Source organism: Lysinibacillus sp. CTST325, from assembly GCF_054665055.1.
The window spans coordinates 47,097-61,445 of record NZ_BAAFHO010000001.1 but is presented as its reverse complement, the minus strand read 5'-3'; the positions used below and the strand labels follow the sequence as shown (position 1 = coordinate 61,445).

14 protein-coding genes and 1 other RNA gene are annotated in these 14,349 nt (G+C 36.2%); 14 read left to right on the top strand and 1 reads right to left on the bottom strand.

Features of this window, described 5'->3' with window-relative positions; all coding sequences use genetic code 11:
• Window positions 1-17: 17 nt before the first annotated feature.
• Complete coding sequence (locus ACYQ73_RS00320; RefSeq protein WP_460010624.1) at window positions 18-269, top strand: hypothetical protein; 252 nt, start codon at window positions 18-20, stop codon at window positions 267-269.
• Between the two features lie 221 nt (window positions 270-490).
• Here ACYQ73_RS00320 and ACYQ73_RS00315 read toward each other — a convergent pair whose 3' ends face one another.
• Window positions 491-967 (bottom strand): hypothetical protein, encoded by a 477-nt coding sequence (locus ACYQ73_RS00315; protein ID WP_460010623.1) that lies wholly within the window; start codon window positions 965-967, stop codon window positions 491-493.
• A gap of 283 nt (window positions 968-1,250) precedes the next feature.
• Here ACYQ73_RS00315 and ACYQ73_RS00310 point away from each other — a divergent pair, with 283 nt between their 5' ends.
• The 13 genes from ACYQ73_RS00310 to eutS all read left to right on the top strand — a co-directional run bounded on the left by ACYQ73_RS00310 (window position 1,251) and on the right by eutS (window position 14,345).
• Window positions 1,251-1,739 (top strand): hypothetical protein, encoded by a 489-nt coding sequence (locus tag ACYQ73_RS00310; RefSeq protein WP_460010622.1) that lies wholly within the window; start codon window positions 1,251-1,253, stop codon window positions 1,737-1,739.
• A 465-nt stretch (window positions 1,740-2,204) separates the two neighbouring features.
• Window positions 2,205-2,498, top strand: a complete 294-nt coding sequence (locus tag ACYQ73_RS00305) for a hypothetical protein (protein ID WP_460010621.1) — start codon at window positions 2,205-2,207, stop codon at window positions 2,496-2,498.
• Window positions 2,489-2,659 (top strand): Zn-binding domain-containing protein, encoded by a 171-nt coding sequence (locus ACYQ73_RS00300; protein ID WP_460011492.1) that lies wholly within the window; start codon window positions 2,489-2,491, stop codon window positions 2,657-2,659. The genes ACYQ73_RS00305 and ACYQ73_RS00300 overlap by 10 nt, the downstream gene beginning before the upstream one ends.
• 376 nt (window positions 2,660-3,035) lie before the next feature.
• Window positions 3,036-4,292 carry a ribonuclease H-like domain-containing protein gene (locus tag ACYQ73_RS00295; RefSeq protein WP_460010620.1) on the top strand — a complete coding sequence of 419 codons (1,257 nt, stop codon included), beginning with the start codon at window positions 3,036-3,038 and terminating at the stop codon, window positions 4,290-4,292.
• A 118-nt stretch (window positions 4,293-4,410) separates the two neighbouring features.
• Entirely contained in the window at window positions 4,411-4,704 is a 294-nt protein-coding gene (gene gpsB / locus ACYQ73_RS00290) for a cell division regulator GpsB (RefSeq protein WP_460010619.1), read from the top strand.
• Window positions 4,705-4,764: 60 nt separating this feature from the next.
• Window positions 4,765-5,145: RNase P RNA component class B (gene rnpB, locus ACYQ73_RS00285), an RNA gene on the top strand.
• 292 nt (window positions 5,146-5,437) lie between these two features.
• Window positions 5,438-7,177 (top strand): EAL domain-containing protein, encoded by a 1,740-nt coding sequence (locus tag ACYQ73_RS00280; RefSeq protein WP_460010618.1) that lies wholly within the window; start codon window positions 5,438-5,440, stop codon window positions 7,175-7,177.
• A 3-nt stretch (window positions 7,178-7,180) separates the two neighbouring features.
• Window positions 7,181-8,317 carry a THUMP domain-containing class I SAM-dependent RNA methyltransferase gene (locus tag ACYQ73_RS00275; protein ID WP_460010617.1) on the top strand — a complete coding sequence of 379 codons (1,137 nt, stop codon included), beginning with the start codon at window positions 7,181-7,183 and terminating at the stop codon, window positions 8,315-8,317.
• An 85-nt stretch (window positions 8,318-8,402) separates the two neighbouring features.
• Entirely contained in the window at window positions 8,403-10,310 is a 1,908-nt protein-coding gene (locus ACYQ73_RS00270; RefSeq protein WP_460010616.1) for an ATP-dependent DNA helicase, read from the top strand.
• Between the two features lie 322 nt (window positions 10,311-10,632).
• A complete protein-coding gene (locus ACYQ73_RS00265) occupies window positions 10,633-12,075 on the top strand; it encodes a sensor histidine kinase (RefSeq protein WP_460010615.1) in 1,443 nt (480 codons plus the stop codon).
• Window positions 12,068-12,646, top strand: coding sequence for an ANTAR domain-containing response regulator (locus ACYQ73_RS00260; RefSeq protein ID WP_460010614.1), 579 nt, complete (start codon window positions 12,068-12,070; stop codon window positions 12,644-12,646). The genes ACYQ73_RS00265 and ACYQ73_RS00260 overlap by 8 nt, the downstream gene beginning before the upstream one ends.
• A 98-nt stretch (window positions 12,647-12,744) precedes the next feature.
• A complete protein-coding gene (eutH, locus tag ACYQ73_RS00255; protein WP_460010613.1) occupies window positions 12,745-14,007 on the top strand; it encodes an ethanolamine utilization protein EutH in 1,263 nt (420 codons plus the stop codon).
• Window positions 14,004-14,345 (top strand): ethanolamine utilization microcompartment protein EutS, encoded by a 342-nt coding sequence (gene eutS / locus ACYQ73_RS00250; RefSeq protein ID WP_053593758.1) that lies wholly within the window; start codon window positions 14,004-14,006, stop codon window positions 14,343-14,345. Before eutH ends, eutS begins: the two co-directional genes overlap by 4 nt.
• Window positions 14,346-14,349 lie beyond the last annotated feature (4 nt).

Below are 14,349 nucleotides of genomic sequence, written 5' to 3'. Positions count from 1 at the left end.
CGTCCAGAAGCGTTAGGGTGTTTTTTTTAGAGAAACTTATTTCAGCAGATTGGTATAAAAAGTCGATAAACGATCGCAAATTAGCAATGCGAGAAAACGAATTTTCCGATGATTTTTCAGAGGAAGAAGAGGAACTTTTAGAAAAGAATGAAGCACTTGAAACTCAAACACTGGTGTTCACTGCTACGTTAAATGATCAAAAAATTAACTTTGTGAATATAGGAGGTATGTACGAATTGTCCAAGATGGTAACAAGTGGCGCTTTATAACAGGGGCATATAAAACACAGACAGTTACCAATAATGCAATTGCTGAAATGAAACGTCTTGGCATTTTATCATATGCTGAATCAATTCAAGCATAATTATAAAGCCCAGGTACTCAAGTATTTTTGAGTCTGGGCTTTATTTCGTTTATTTTATCGGTATATTTAGTAATTCAAAGTATACTCTATTAAACTTTAATTTAAAGCTAAGTCGAGTGACTAATATTATTGTTTAGTATACACTCCTAAAAAACCATCTTCATTATCATTATTCAATAGTTTTATTTCCTCATATTCATTCTTTTTTTTACTTTCGATAAGGAATAGCGTTTTTTTATTTGTTGTATTTCCTTCTGAAGTTGTATAGGAAAGGGTCAAAATTTTCTTTTCGTCATCTATTTTAAACGAAAAATCAGAATAATCTATCTTTTCGGAGTTTATTAGGATATATGATTTATACTTGTCTTCGTCATAAGCATAAGCACCATCTTTTAGCTCTTCTCCAAATACGTCAAGAACTTTTTTATTATCTTCGTGATTCGTGTTGAGTTCTAATACCTTTAAGTTTTCTAATTTCATAGTTTCAGAAATAATACTATCAGGATTTCTCACTTCGTTATCAACAGTCATACGGTTGCTACAAGCTGTTAACGTAAAAATTAGTCCAAGTAATACAAAAAAGGTTAACCTTTTTTTCACCATTCTTTTTCCACCTTCCTTCTAATGTTTTTAACAGTTCTTACTAACAGTATACACCTATATATATATAAATATTTCCATTTATTGTATAGCGGTATTTGTATTACAAAAAAGGGTAGGTTGTTAATATATAGTATCATTTGCAAGTAATAAAACATTTAAGATTTTACTATTTATTTCTGCGTTATTTTTAGTTTTAAGTTGCAGTAGCCTTGTAGCAAGTGCAGCCGAGAGTGATGATTTACCTGATTCAGAATTACAACCACTAGAGGAATTAGAATTACCAATGGATAATCAGTATAGCCTTACTACAGAAGATGGAAGCACAATTTTGTTTGAATCAGAAGAAGATTATCAATCTTATCTGAATGATAACATAAATGCTAGATGTGCTACATGTAATCAGACTACCCAGACAACACTTGAAAAGACAACAGTTTCAAGAGCATTCATTGGTTACCATCCCGCAACACCAGGCTGGGATAAAGTTGAAAGCTTATCAATAGCTGGTGGTATAACATGGAGTATAAGCGGCTCCTTTGCACATGACGGGTCAACGTTTGGTATCTCATTTTCACATAATCTTACTGCCACAAGAAATTATAAATCAGAGTACCCTAAAAAATATATCCGTGTAGGTGTTAGAAGAGATGTTATATATCACAAAGTGAAAAATGTGGTGAAAAACCCTGTGGGTACAGTAATCAATACTTATATTACTGAAACTGCAACTACAATTGGTGAAGTGTATACTGAATTAATGTATAAAGATTGATAGATTTTGAGTGTATAAGATTATTATTGTTAATGACTAATTCGAAAAACATGCTCATTAGTAGTACAAACTAGGAAAAGGTTTGTACTACTAATTTTTTTACAATGAATTGACTATGGCTCGACTTTGAGCACCTTGTTTATTTTTAGATTAAACTTCTAATTCATCATGTTCTTTCTTTTTAGGGACAACCTTCTTAACAACCAAACGAGGGTAAACAGTGTTTGTTGCCGTTTCTGTTTATGTTGAATTCTTGCGGTCAAAGGATTCTGTTATATAAGTAAACAAATAATATCTATTGAATGTATTTATATTATATAGGTATATGTATGATATATAGTATACGCCAAATACGCCTAATACACATATATTATATACAGGGGTGAAAATTTGTTTCCCTTAATGATCAATCGAGTGTTAATTTTAACGATGGTGACATAACTATATTTTGATGGTGTTTTACTGATGTTAAATAAAATACGCTTCGGTACACACGATAATATCGGTTCTGGCCCTATTCATTTACCACCGGACGAAATGCACACAAGCTCATCGTGGCTATCATTCTCTAGGCTAGAAAAATGGTCGGAGGCGGAGCTAACGGATGCTATGACAGGAGCTGCATATGCGATGAATGCTTTCATACCTCTGTTTATTCAATGTGATAGTAGTGATGTAGCAGTTCTCCCACAGGTTAAGGCAACTCATAATGAGCAACCGACGTTTTTTGTTTATGATAAGCTAGTGGTATTGGTCTAAGTGAAAAGGTTTATGAACTATGGGAAGAGCTATTATCGGGAACACAGCACCATATAGTGAGCTGTGCTTGTGAATCAGGCTGTCCATCTTGTGTAGGAGCTCAAGATAGCTTGCAGCAGGGGAAGAAGAAAGTAATAGAGCTGCTTCAAGTTTTAAATTAGAATATAAAGAGGGCTTGATAGGAAAAAGTCTAATACTATTCCTTTAAGTCCTCTTCTTTATTCGTGAATAAATCAATTTATGGTTGCTCTATTTGTAGCAAAAAATCTACTCTCAATTATCCGAAAAAGATTTCAATTATTATAGTAGGTGTGTTGATGAACTTTATCTACTAAATTCACCCGTACTCTGCGACAGAAGCAAAGCGACAAAAGCTAGCCCTTCTAAAAATCACCTCCTTTTTGTGCAATGGCTAAAAGTTGCACTATGATTACTATAGGTTATACTTGTGGTGAAAACCCAAAATAGTTTACAGCAAGCGAAGAAAAACGTCCTACAAGTTTTAGCAATTTTACATGCAGAAAATGAGTGAAGTAAATGTCTTACGAAAATAAAATTTTACAAATGAAAAAAATGCTCGGAAAAAAAACGACAACAACTATAAAAAAAGAGGATAAACCTGCTTATCAAAAACCTATTGCTCCAAGCTATACAGAGAAGTGGATAAAGGCGGGCCTGACAGTTGTAGAAAATGATTTCGGTATTGTTTTTAAACGACAAGTGCGTTTTCCTTTTAGTTTTCAGCATGGTCATTATAAGTTGCAGTCATATTTTGATGCATTAGTAAAATGGCAAGAGGCAAAGTTCGAACATCCATATGCGTTAGAAATGAATGAAAAGGTTTTGTTTTTTGATACGGAAACTACTGGCTTAAAGGGTGTAGGTACACAAATTTTTCTTCTGGGCTTTTTAGAAGTATCAAAAGAAGATGAAAGCTTTATTTTAACTCAATATATTCTAGCCGATCCTGCTCATGAGGCCGCGTTACTTTTTGAATCAAAGCTTTGGCAAAAAACAGCAACGGTTATTACCTACAATGGAAAAAGCTTTGACTGGCCGCAACTTGAAACACGTTGGACACTCCACCAAAAAGAATTACCTAAATTGCGTACACAGCGGCAAATTGATTTGTTGCATAGTTCAAAGCGTTTATGGAAAAATGATATGGAACGAATGAAATTAAAATCTGTGGAAGAAGAGAAGCTTGGCTTTTCCCGCATTGGAGATATACCTGGATATCTTGCACCAATCATTTATTTAGATGCAATCAAAAGTGGTGTTCCAGATGCACTTATGAAAGTCCTTCTTCACAATGAATGGGATTTACTTTCACTGATTACGCTTTATGTCCATTCTACAAATTTGCTATTTGAAGAGACAAGCGAAGAATCGGCAAAAACGTTTACAAATATCGGGAAATGGTATGCTGATTTAAAAGAGGGTTCACAGAGCGTAAAAGTTTTGGAAAAGGTAACGACCCAATTTGATGCACTTGAAGCAGGAAATGCACAATATTATTTAGCAATCCAGCATAAAAGAAATAAAAAGTTTAGTGAAGCGATCGATGCATTTGTGGCTGCTCTCCATTTCGTTGATCTACGAAAAAAGTTGCATGCATTAGAACAGCTCGCTATGATATATGAGCATCAAATGAAAGATTATGACCAGGCCCTTTATTATACGCAAGAGGGCATAAAATTAATTAAAAAGAATGAGCAATGGAGAGTAGAACAAAAGCAGAAATGGGAAATTTCGTGGGAAAAGAGGTTACTCAGGTTAGGAAATAAGAAATAATTTCCTGGGTAAGCGCAAGAAACGACAAGTTTAGCCTTACATTTGATGTTTTCAGACGATATAATGTGATGAAGTATGCTATAATGTAACGCATGTAGTGTGAGGAAGGGCGATGTGAATGGATATTAAATTAACGTCAAAAATGATCCTTGAAAAGGAATTTAAGAAAAATTTTAAAGGCTACAATGTAGAAGAAGTCGATTCATTTCTTGATGAGATAATACAAGACTATGAAACGTTTGAAAAAGTGGTGGCCCAACTTCGTGAAGAAAATAAACAGTTAAAAGAAGAAATGGATAATACGCCTAAGAGACAACCTGTCGCATCGGCTACTGGTACGACAAACTTTGATATTTTAAAACGTCTTTCGAATTTAGAGAAACACGTATTTGGTAGTAAGTTGTACGAATAATTTTTTATCAAATATATTGTATTTATCATAAAACTCTAGTATAATCTTTTTATCATCATGAAATTCTGGTAATCGCTGCGGCGCTAGACGTCGTAGAGGAAAGTCCATGCTCGCACGGTTCTGAGATGACCGTAGTGTTCGTGCTTACTGAAAAAATAAGGTAAGGCAGCTGTAAAGGCTGACGGCGGAAGGAAAACCTAAGTCTTAATGATATGGTTGAAACTTCCTGAAAGTGCCACAGTGACGTAGCTTGCTTGGAAACATGCAAGGTGGAACGAGGTAAACCCCACGAGTGAGAAACCCAAATTATGGTAGGGGCACTCTCTAGAAGGAATTGAACGGATAGAGGGACAGAGTTCGCTCTGTAGATAGATGATTACTACCCGGTCGTACGAGGCGATAGCTGTTTGAGTACTCGGGAACAAAACATGGCTTATGGAATTTTTTGATGCTTATTATGAAATGACAAGCGCTCTCCAATTTGGTGGAGAGCTTTTCTTTTGAATATAGTAAGAAAAAGTTACTTGTTAATCATGTCTAGGCATGCGCGATATACGTTTGAGAATAAGGCTGTACACTGCTGGTCATGCCTCTGTCGCTACGATTCGAAACATAAACATCTAATAAACTATTATCGCAACGATGTACATATTGTCTACATACGAGTAGACTGACGCAAAAGCGCTTTTCAGAAAAATGAGGGTAGTAAAGAGAGATAGGATGGAGCGGAAACATGAACGGAGTGAACGATAGTCTGGAGAAGCTAAATTCGATTTCCAAATATCCTACTGCATTAATGACAAAAATCTTCGAAAATGTATCTGAAGGCATCATGATTACGGATAAAGAGAAAAGAATAGAATTGGTCAATCCTGCATTTGAATTTGTAACCGGCTATAATCGTAATGAAGTAATTGGAAAAACGCCAGCCGTTTTACAGTCAGGTGTTCATGAATTGCAATTTTATTTAGATATGTGGCAAAAGATACGACAAGAAGGCAATTGGCAGGGGGAAATATGGAATCGTCGTAAAACCGGAGACGTATATCCAGAATGGTTAACAATAGTTGGTGTAGCCAATGATGAGGGAGAAATTACAAATTACTGTGGTATTTTCACAGATTTGTCTGAAAGAAAAATAGTAGAAAATGAACTAGAAAAGCGTTTATTAACGGACTCATTAACGGAAGTATCAAATCGATTTGCATATATTGAAAGAATGGATAATCTATTAGAATCAACTTCTACTATTTCTCATTCAGTACAGCATGCAGTCTATTTTTTAGATTTAGATCGATTTAAGCAGATTAATGATACGTTAGGTCATGCAGTCGGTGATACCATTTTAGTAGAAGTGGCAAAGCGCTTAAAAACATTGTTAAAAAATAAAGATATCATTGCTAGATATGGCGGTGACGAATTTATAATTACGTTAACAAACGTGAAGAATGCCAAAGAAGCCGCAAATTTTGCTGAACAAATTATTGGGATTATTGAACAGCCTTTGGATATTAATGGTCAAGATATTTTTATTTCTACGAGTATTGGTATCAGTATGTATCCATTAGATGGTGGAGCAACGGAGCAATTGATTCATAGCGCTGACAAGGCAATGACTTATTCAAAAAAGAATGGCCTCAACGACTATGCTTTTTATTTTGATGAATTGAAGACTGACTCTCAGCGTGTTTTATTATTAGATTCAGAACTACGGAGAGCAATCGAAAGCCGGGAATTTGAGCTGCATTTCCAACCTAAAGTATCTATGGAAAATGAAGAAATTCAAGGGTTAGAGGCACTTGTTCGTTGGAATAGTGAAAGACTAGGCTTTGTCTCTCCAGCAGAATTTATTCCGTATGCTGAGGAAACAGGATTAATCATTCCTTTAAGTGAAGTAATCATAGAAAAAGCTTGTGAGGCAGTAATAGAGATGCGTCAATGTGGCTACAAAACGCCAGTTGCTATTAATATTTCAAGCATTCACTTTAAGCAACAAAACTTTTTGGACTCTGTTCAGTCAATATTAGAGCGTTATAACACGGCTGCTAACAATTTTGAAATCGAAGTGACAGAACGTACTGTGATGAACAGTGCCAATGAAACGGTAAGCAAGCTTGTGCAACTGAAGAAAATGGGCTTTAAAATTTCTATTGATGATTTTGGGACAGGCTATTCGTCTCTTAGTTATTTAGTTCGCTTCCCCCTTGATTATTTAAAAATCGACCGAAGCTTCATTCAGCATATTGGCTCACTCGATGAAAAACAGGCAGTAGTGGATGCGATTATTCAAATGTCGCATCGCCTAAAAATGAAAGTTGTTGCTGAAGGTGTAGAACAAGCACAACAAGTGGATATACTACGTAAAATGAACTGTGATATAATTCAAGGTTATTACTACAGCAAACCATTGCCACTTCACGAACTTATTGAGTTTATGGAGTATTGGGAAATTGAACATCAAGGAAGGAATTAGTGTATGGCAAACTATAAATTAGTAGCAACTGCTGCAATGGGATTAGAGTCGATTGTAGCACAAGAGGTACAGGCATTAGGCTATGAAACGACAGTCGATAACGGCAAAGTGTATTTTGAAGGTGATGAAACAGCCATTGCACGAACAAACTTATGGCTACGTGTAGCTGACCGAGTAAAAATCGTTGTAGGACAGTTTCCTGCAAAATCTTTTGAACAGTTATTTGAAAGTGTAAAAGCTCTACCTTGGGAAAAATACTTACCAGTTGATGCAGCTTTCCCAGTATCGGGGAAATCTGTTAAATCCAAATTATTTAGTGTACCCGATTGTCAGGCAATTACTAAAAAAGCAATAGTAGAGCGCATGAAACAACATTATAAGCGTTTAGGATTTTTAGATGAATCCGGTGCAACTTATAAAATTGAAGTTTCAATTTTAAAAGATGTGGCTACACTTACTATTGATACTTCGGGTGCGGGCTTGCATAAGCGTGGTTATCGTCAAGCACAGGGCGAAGCACCATTAAAAGAAACATTAGCAGCGGCACTCGTACAAATTTCAAAGTGGAATCCGAATCGACCATTCGTTGATCCATTTTGCGGTTCAGGTACGATTGCATTAGAAGCAGCAATGTTTGGACAAAATATTGCACCGGGCTATAATCGTGAATTTATTTCAGAGAATTGGCCATGGATGAAGGCAAAAATTTGGGATGAAGTGCGAGATGAAGCGGATAGTTTAGCGAACTATGATCAACCATTAGAAATTATTGGGTCTGATATAGATCATCGCATGGTGAGTATTGCACAAGAAAATGCACTAGAAGCAGGATTTGGTGATATGATTGCGTTCAAGCAAATGCAAGCACGTGATTTTACAACTCAGCTAACAGATGGTGTTATGGTTGGTAATCCACCGTACGGAGAGCGTATTGGTGACATCGAAGTCGTGGAACAGGTAATTCGTGATTTAGGAAAAGTCATGAAAAACTATCCGACTTGGTCTGTATACATGTTATCCTCGATGAAAAACTTTGAGGAATTGTACGGTCGTCAAACGACGAAGAAGCGTAAATTATTCAATGGCTTTATTGAAACGAATTATTACCAGTTCTGGGGACAAAAGTCTAAAAGAGATTAACAAACGGTAACGGAAGATAAGATTTTTTCTTATCTTCCGTTTCGTCGCGTATAATAGGAACAGATAGTTAGAGGGGGAACGTCAATTGCGTAAATCTTTACCATTTGTATTAACGAAGGACCGCTCATTTTTTGAGTCATTAGGTGACTGGATGGGGGACGTCCTTTACGATGAATTACCTGAAAAGGGCTTTGAATGCCGTGATGAACAAATTTTTATGGCCTATCAAATTGAGCAGGCCCTAAAAGAGAAAAACGTGCTTTTTGCAGAGGCAGGTGTAGGGACTGGGAAAACAATTGCCTATTTACTACCAGCTGTATCTTATGCACGGTATACTGGAAAACCAGCCCTGATCGCATGTGCTGATGAAACCTTAATCGATCAGCTAGTAAAAGAGGGCGGCGATATTTATAAGCTACAGAAAACGTTAGGTCTTGAAATTGATGTTCGCTTAGCAAAGTCACGAGACCAATATTTATGCTTAAAACGTTTTGAGGAAGCTGAAAAAGTAGTGTCTGATGAATGGATCGACGATATTGCGTTTTCTATACCTGATGGAGTATATGCACAGGGCTCGATGATTGCTATACAACCTTATGGTGAACGTAGTGATTATCCAACTGTCAGTGATGAAGATTGGCAAAAAGTAAACTACAACTCGATTATGCAGTGTTCAGTATGTGACCAGCGTAATCGATGTGGTCAAACATTACATCGTGCACATTATCGTAAATCGGCGGATCTCATTATTTGTTCACAAGATTTTTTAATGGAGCATTTAGCTACAAAGGATTCTCGTGAACGTGAAGGGCAATTAGCTTTATTGCCTGAAGTGTCAATGATGGTGCTAGATGAAGGCCATTTATTAGAATATGCCGCACAAAAAGCAATGACGTATAAAGTACAGGCGACAACAATTGTTACATTGTTAGAGCGTTTAATGGTAGATGGTGTGCGAGAACGTACATTATATGCGATGGAAAAATTACAAGATGACCATGAGTTATTTTTTGACCAGCTACGAGATGATTTAGTAGCTTCTGAAGAAGAGCGTAAACGTATTAATAAATCGCCAAATCTATTGAAATACGGTAAACAACTTGTTGCTGATGTTGAAACATTACTCGAGGAATTTGTCTTTGAATCTGAAATGTATATGATTCCAGAGTATGAATTAAATATGGCAGAGGAGTATTTAGAACAATACGAGGCATCCTTACGTATTTTCATAGCGCAAGGAGATGCAGTCGATTGGTTGGAGGAAACTGATGGAGAGGAAACGCTCGTAATTATGCCGCGTCTCATCACAGAAGTTTTAGCAGAAAAATTATTCTCTAAAAAACTGCCAATAATATTCTCTTCAGCAACTTTATCAGTCAACAAAGATTTTTCCTATATTGCATATAGCTTAGGAATTCGTGATTATCAATCGTTTTCTGTTCCATCTCCATTCGATTATAAAGAAGTTATGCGAATTTATTTACATGAGCTATCTCAAAAGGGGAAAACGGCGCGTGTTCAACAGCTATTACGTGACGGTGAAAAAACATTAATTTTATTTAAATCAAAACAAGCAATGTTAGATTTCAAAGCGGAGTTACCTCTTATGGAACGGATGTATGTAGCGTTTGAGGGGGACCGTGAACTATCAGGAATTGTTCGTGATTTCCAAGAAGGCACCATCAAAACATTATGCTCCTATCATTTATGGGAAGGTCTAGATTTGCCAGAGGAGGCATTAACACGAGTTATTATTTATGATTTGCCTTTCCCTCCACATGATCCATTATTTGATGCGAAACGTACATTTGCAGAAAATCCATATGAAGAGGTGGAATTACCGTTTATGCAACTTCGTTTACAGCAAGGAATGGGGCGTTTAATTCGTACTTCAAACGACCATGGAGATATTCATATCTTGTTAAATGAAGAAGAATCAAAGCAACGTGAAACATTTGAAAATATATTAGCCGTTACACCAGAAATAAAGTAGAAAAAAGCGAGTTTGCAGCTGTTGCAAACTCGCTTTTTTATATATTAAAATAATATTTTTATCGTGCGATAATAATGAGTTTGAAAAAAGTGTTGAATATTTCTCTTTCAAGCTATATAGTTCTTTGTAATGCGATAAAAATTATTAAAATTATTTATTTTTTATATTGAAAATAATATTACAAAAGGTTTATAATAATGACAAGAAATTTCAAGAATAGTCAAAATAAATTTGTTTCAGCGGAAGTCCAAACTCCCGCTGAAACAAATTAAAGCCTCCGGACGCAATTATGCCGAGGCATAATTGATTTGTTGATTATTCCATGATAGGGGGTTTGAACCTGTCGAACATTCAATTGGTGTGCCAAAAATATACGAGCTTATCTGCCACAGATGTAGAAAAGTTAATAGAAATAGAAGCTACATTATCGTATTATGCTGAGTTGACAGATTGTTATATGTTCATAGATTGTATGCTGGAAAACTTACCACATGCAATTGTTGTGGCAGAGGCTTTCCCAAAAACAGAAAGTGGATTATACGAAAAATCTGTAATTGGCAAATTTGTATTTGAAAGCTTCGAACCAGCAGTATTTGCTGCGTTTAAAAATAAAGAAAAATCATCAATTACTAGAGCAATCACACAAGAAGGTTTAACGGTTGAACAAAACGTTGTCCCTCTCTTTAATGACCAACAACAGGTTATTGCAGTGTTAATCCAGGAAAAAAAGGTGGAAATGCAAACAACACCTATAGATGATTTTCGACATATGCCTTTTGCGTTAATTGAGCATATTGTAGAGCCAAATTCTCAACCGATTCCAGTGGTTTCTGATTTGCTAGTAGAATCAATTATTCTCACAAATCATGAAAACAAAGTGATCTATAGCAATCCTGCAGGTCACCGATTTATATCGGAACTATCAGGGCTAGAACGTTTTGACAACGTTGCATTGAATAAGATTTTACCTTTTTTACAGGAGGTCTATGATAAAGGCGATGATGTCTTTTTCTTAGAAATTACGATTGATCGTAAATCCTTTATTGTGAAGAAAATTCCTATTCGTGATCAAAACGATAAAGTGACACTCCTCATTATTCACGATCTTACAGAGCTTAAACTGAAAGAAAATGAACTAATGATGAAAACATTTGCTATACGAGAAATTCACCACCGAGTGAAAAATAATTTACAAACAGTTACAAGTCTATTGCGCTTGCAAATGCGAAATGACTTGTCAGCTTCTAGTGCAAGTGCTTTTCAAGAGGCGTTAAACCGAATATATAGTATTTCATCAGTTTATGAACTTATTTTAGAAAATGAGGATAATGCTGAAGAGAAAGTAGACGTTATCGCGTTGGCTAAAAAAATTGGACATAAAATGGTTGGGACATCCAACACACCATCTATTCAGTTAACTTTTCATGATGATAATGTACAGTTATTTTGTCATTCTAAAAAAGCTGTTTCGCTCGCGTTAATCATTTGTGAGCTACTGCAAAATGCACTGAAATATGCTTTTATTGGTCGTGAGGAGGGTACAATCAATATTCAATTTCAACAGGATGCTTCCACTATTTCACTTTATATTTCTGACAATGGCGTTGGAATGCAAGAGGTGAAGGCATCATTTGGAATGGAGATTATTACAAGGCTTGTTGAATATGATTTAGCTGGCACATTTTCAATTATCCCTAGCGAACAAGGTACACATACTCAAATTCAGTTCCCTGTAAGTGAGGAGGTATTTATCCTAAATGACTAGGAAAGTTATGATTGTCGAAGATGAGTCGCTTATTGCAATTGATTTGAAGTTTATACTAGAGGATAACGGTTACGAAGTGGTAGCACAAGCGAATAATGGAGAATCAGCAATTGAGTTGGCTTTTACACATAAGCCACAGTTAATCTTAATGGACATTAAAATGCCAAAGCTAGATGGTTTAAAGGCAAGCAAAATTATTGAACAGCAACTCGGTATACCGGTGTTATTTATATCAGCTTATAGTGAAAAAGAATTGTTACTGTACATGAAGCAGGACAATATTTTAGGCTATGTTATGAAACCGTTTTCTGAAAGGAATGTCCTTCCAGCATTGGAAGTGGCGTTTCACCAGATTGATAAGTTTAACCGTCTAAATGGAGAATTGCTGCATAAACAAACAGAATTAGAAAAGCGAAAGATCATCGAACGAGCAAAAGGTTTGCTAATGCAGTCAGAGAACCTTAGTGAGGACGAGGCTTATAAAAAAATTCGCAGTGAGAGTATGCAGACTCAACAGGAAATGGTGCTTATAGCAAGTCGCATAATCAATACATTACAAGTAAATAGATAAAGCAAAGACGCTTTAAAGAGAATTCCTCTTTAATGCGTCTTTTTTTTATAAATAACAAAATTAAATATTTTAGCAAAACTAAAGGGGTGATGAGAAGGATGGCAATGGTAGGAACGGTGATCGTTTATATTATTATGATTTGTGCAGTTTTAGGGGCAATCGGAGCAATTCGAGATGCTGAATATGGAATCGGGAAAGAGTTTATGAATGGTATTCATACGGTTGGACATATTTTTGTACCTGCTGCAGGGATCATGGCTGCTATACCTTACTTAACGTGGTTTATAAGTCATTTTATTAGTCCGATTTTTGAATTGATTGGTGCTGATCCAGCAATTGCAGCAACGACAATTTTAGCCTCAGACATGGGAGGATACCAATTAGCAAATGCATTAAAAGAGTCTTATGAAGGATGGGTTATGGCTCTAGTTGTTGGATTTATGTCAGGCGCAACAATCGTGTTCTCTATTCCAATGGGACTTGCCATGTTAGATAAGCGAGATCATAAATATATGGCTTTAGGTATTATGGCGGGTGTATTAACAATTCCGATTGGAGCATTTATTTCTTCCATCATGATTGTGACGTTTAATACAGACGTTCGTGAAGTGATTAGTACAACAGCTGCACCAACATATGTTTTTGCCATTTCAGTTTTACAAATATTAATTAATTTATTGCCTTTATTTATTTTCGTCGTGTTAATTGCGTTAGGTCTCAAGCTAATTCCAAATGGCATGATCAAAGGCTTCATGATTTTTGGACGCGTGATGGATGCTGCTATCAAGCTTGTGCTAGTGTTCTCGATTGTAGAAATTTTCACAGGTATTTTTACAAAGATTTTCGGTGCATGGGGCTTTGATCCGATCATGGCAGATAAAGTCGATCAATTCCGAGCACTAGAAACAGCTGGGTATATTGGTATTATGCTAGCGGGAGCATTCCCAATGGTGTACTTAATTAGAAAATATGCATCGAAACCTCTAGAAGCAATAGGTGGAAAATTAGGCTTATCATCAGTAGGAAGCGCAGGTCTTTTAGCGACGATTGCCAATATTTTAGCCATGTTTACACTCGTTCGACATATGCCACCGAAAGATAAGGTTATTAACATTGCCTTTGGTGTTTGTTCAGCATTCCTTCTAGGGGACCATTTATCGTTTACGGCTAACTTCCAGCCGACAATTATTTTACCTGTTATTACGGGTAAGTTTTTAGCAGGTGTGATCGCTATTATTTTAGCCTATAAGCTCTCTGTTCCAACAGCTCTAAGGCTAGAACAAGAGGATCGCAAGGCAGGCATTATTAAAGAAGGTGAATATCTAACAGATAAGAATCTTGAAAGAGGTGATGATGTGTGAGTGAAGAAAAGAAACGGTTTATTCAGGAGTTCGTGCCAGGAAAGCAACTAACATTGAGTCATCTAATAGCAAATCCTGATCCTGATATGTTTCAAAAGCTGGGCATTCAAGAAGCAGGTGCACTGGGCATCATGACATGTACACCGAGTGAGACAGTTATTATCGCAGGGGATTTAGCAACAAAGGCGGCCAATGTAAGACTAGGATTTTTAGATCGCTTTACTGGCAGTCTCGTTATTGTTGGGAGTGTTTCCGAGGTTGAAATGGCGATGTTAGAGATTAATCGTTTTCTATCAGAGATGCTAGGCTATACGCCATCAAAAATAACTAAGTCATAGGATG

What these genes read in the sequence shown, in the direction of transcription:
- ACYQ73_RS00315 (WP_460010623.1), bottom strand. Translation starts at nt 967, where the DNA reads ATGGTGAAAAAAAGGTTAACCTTTTTTGTATTACTTGGACTAATTTTT.
- ACYQ73_RS00310 (WP_460010622.1), top strand. Translation starts at nt 1,251, where the DNA reads ATGGATAATCAGTATAGCCTTACTACAGAAGATGGAAGCACAATTTTG.
- ACYQ73_RS00305 (WP_460010621.1), top strand. Translation starts at nt 2,205, where the DNA reads ATGTTAAATAAAATACGCTTCGGTACACACGATAATATCGGTTCTGGC.
- ACYQ73_RS00295 (WP_460010620.1), top strand. Translation starts at nt 3,036, where the DNA reads ATGTCTTACGAAAATAAAATTTTACAAATGAAAAAAATGCTCGGAAAA.
- gpsB (WP_460010619.1), top strand. Translation starts at nt 4,411, where the DNA reads ATGGATATTAAATTAACGTCAAAAATGATCCTTGAAAAGGAATTTAAG.
- ACYQ73_RS00280 (WP_460010618.1), top strand. Translation starts at nt 5,438, where the DNA reads ATGAACGGAGTGAACGATAGTCTGGAGAAGCTAAATTCGATTTCCAAA.
- ACYQ73_RS00275 (WP_460010617.1), top strand. Translation starts at nt 7,181, where the DNA reads ATGGCAAACTATAAATTAGTAGCAACTGCTGCAATGGGATTAGAGTCG.
- ACYQ73_RS00265 (WP_460010615.1), top strand. Translation starts at nt 10,633, where the DNA reads ATGATAGGGGGTTTGAACCTGTCGAACATTCAATTGGTGTGCCAAAAA.
- ACYQ73_RS00260 (WP_460010614.1), top strand. Translation starts at nt 12,068, where the DNA reads ATGACTAGGAAAGTTATGATTGTCGAAGATGAGTCGCTTATTGCAATT.
- eutH (WP_460010613.1), top strand. Translation starts at nt 12,745, where the DNA reads ATGGCAATGGTAGGAACGGTGATCGTTTATATTATTATGATTTGTGCA.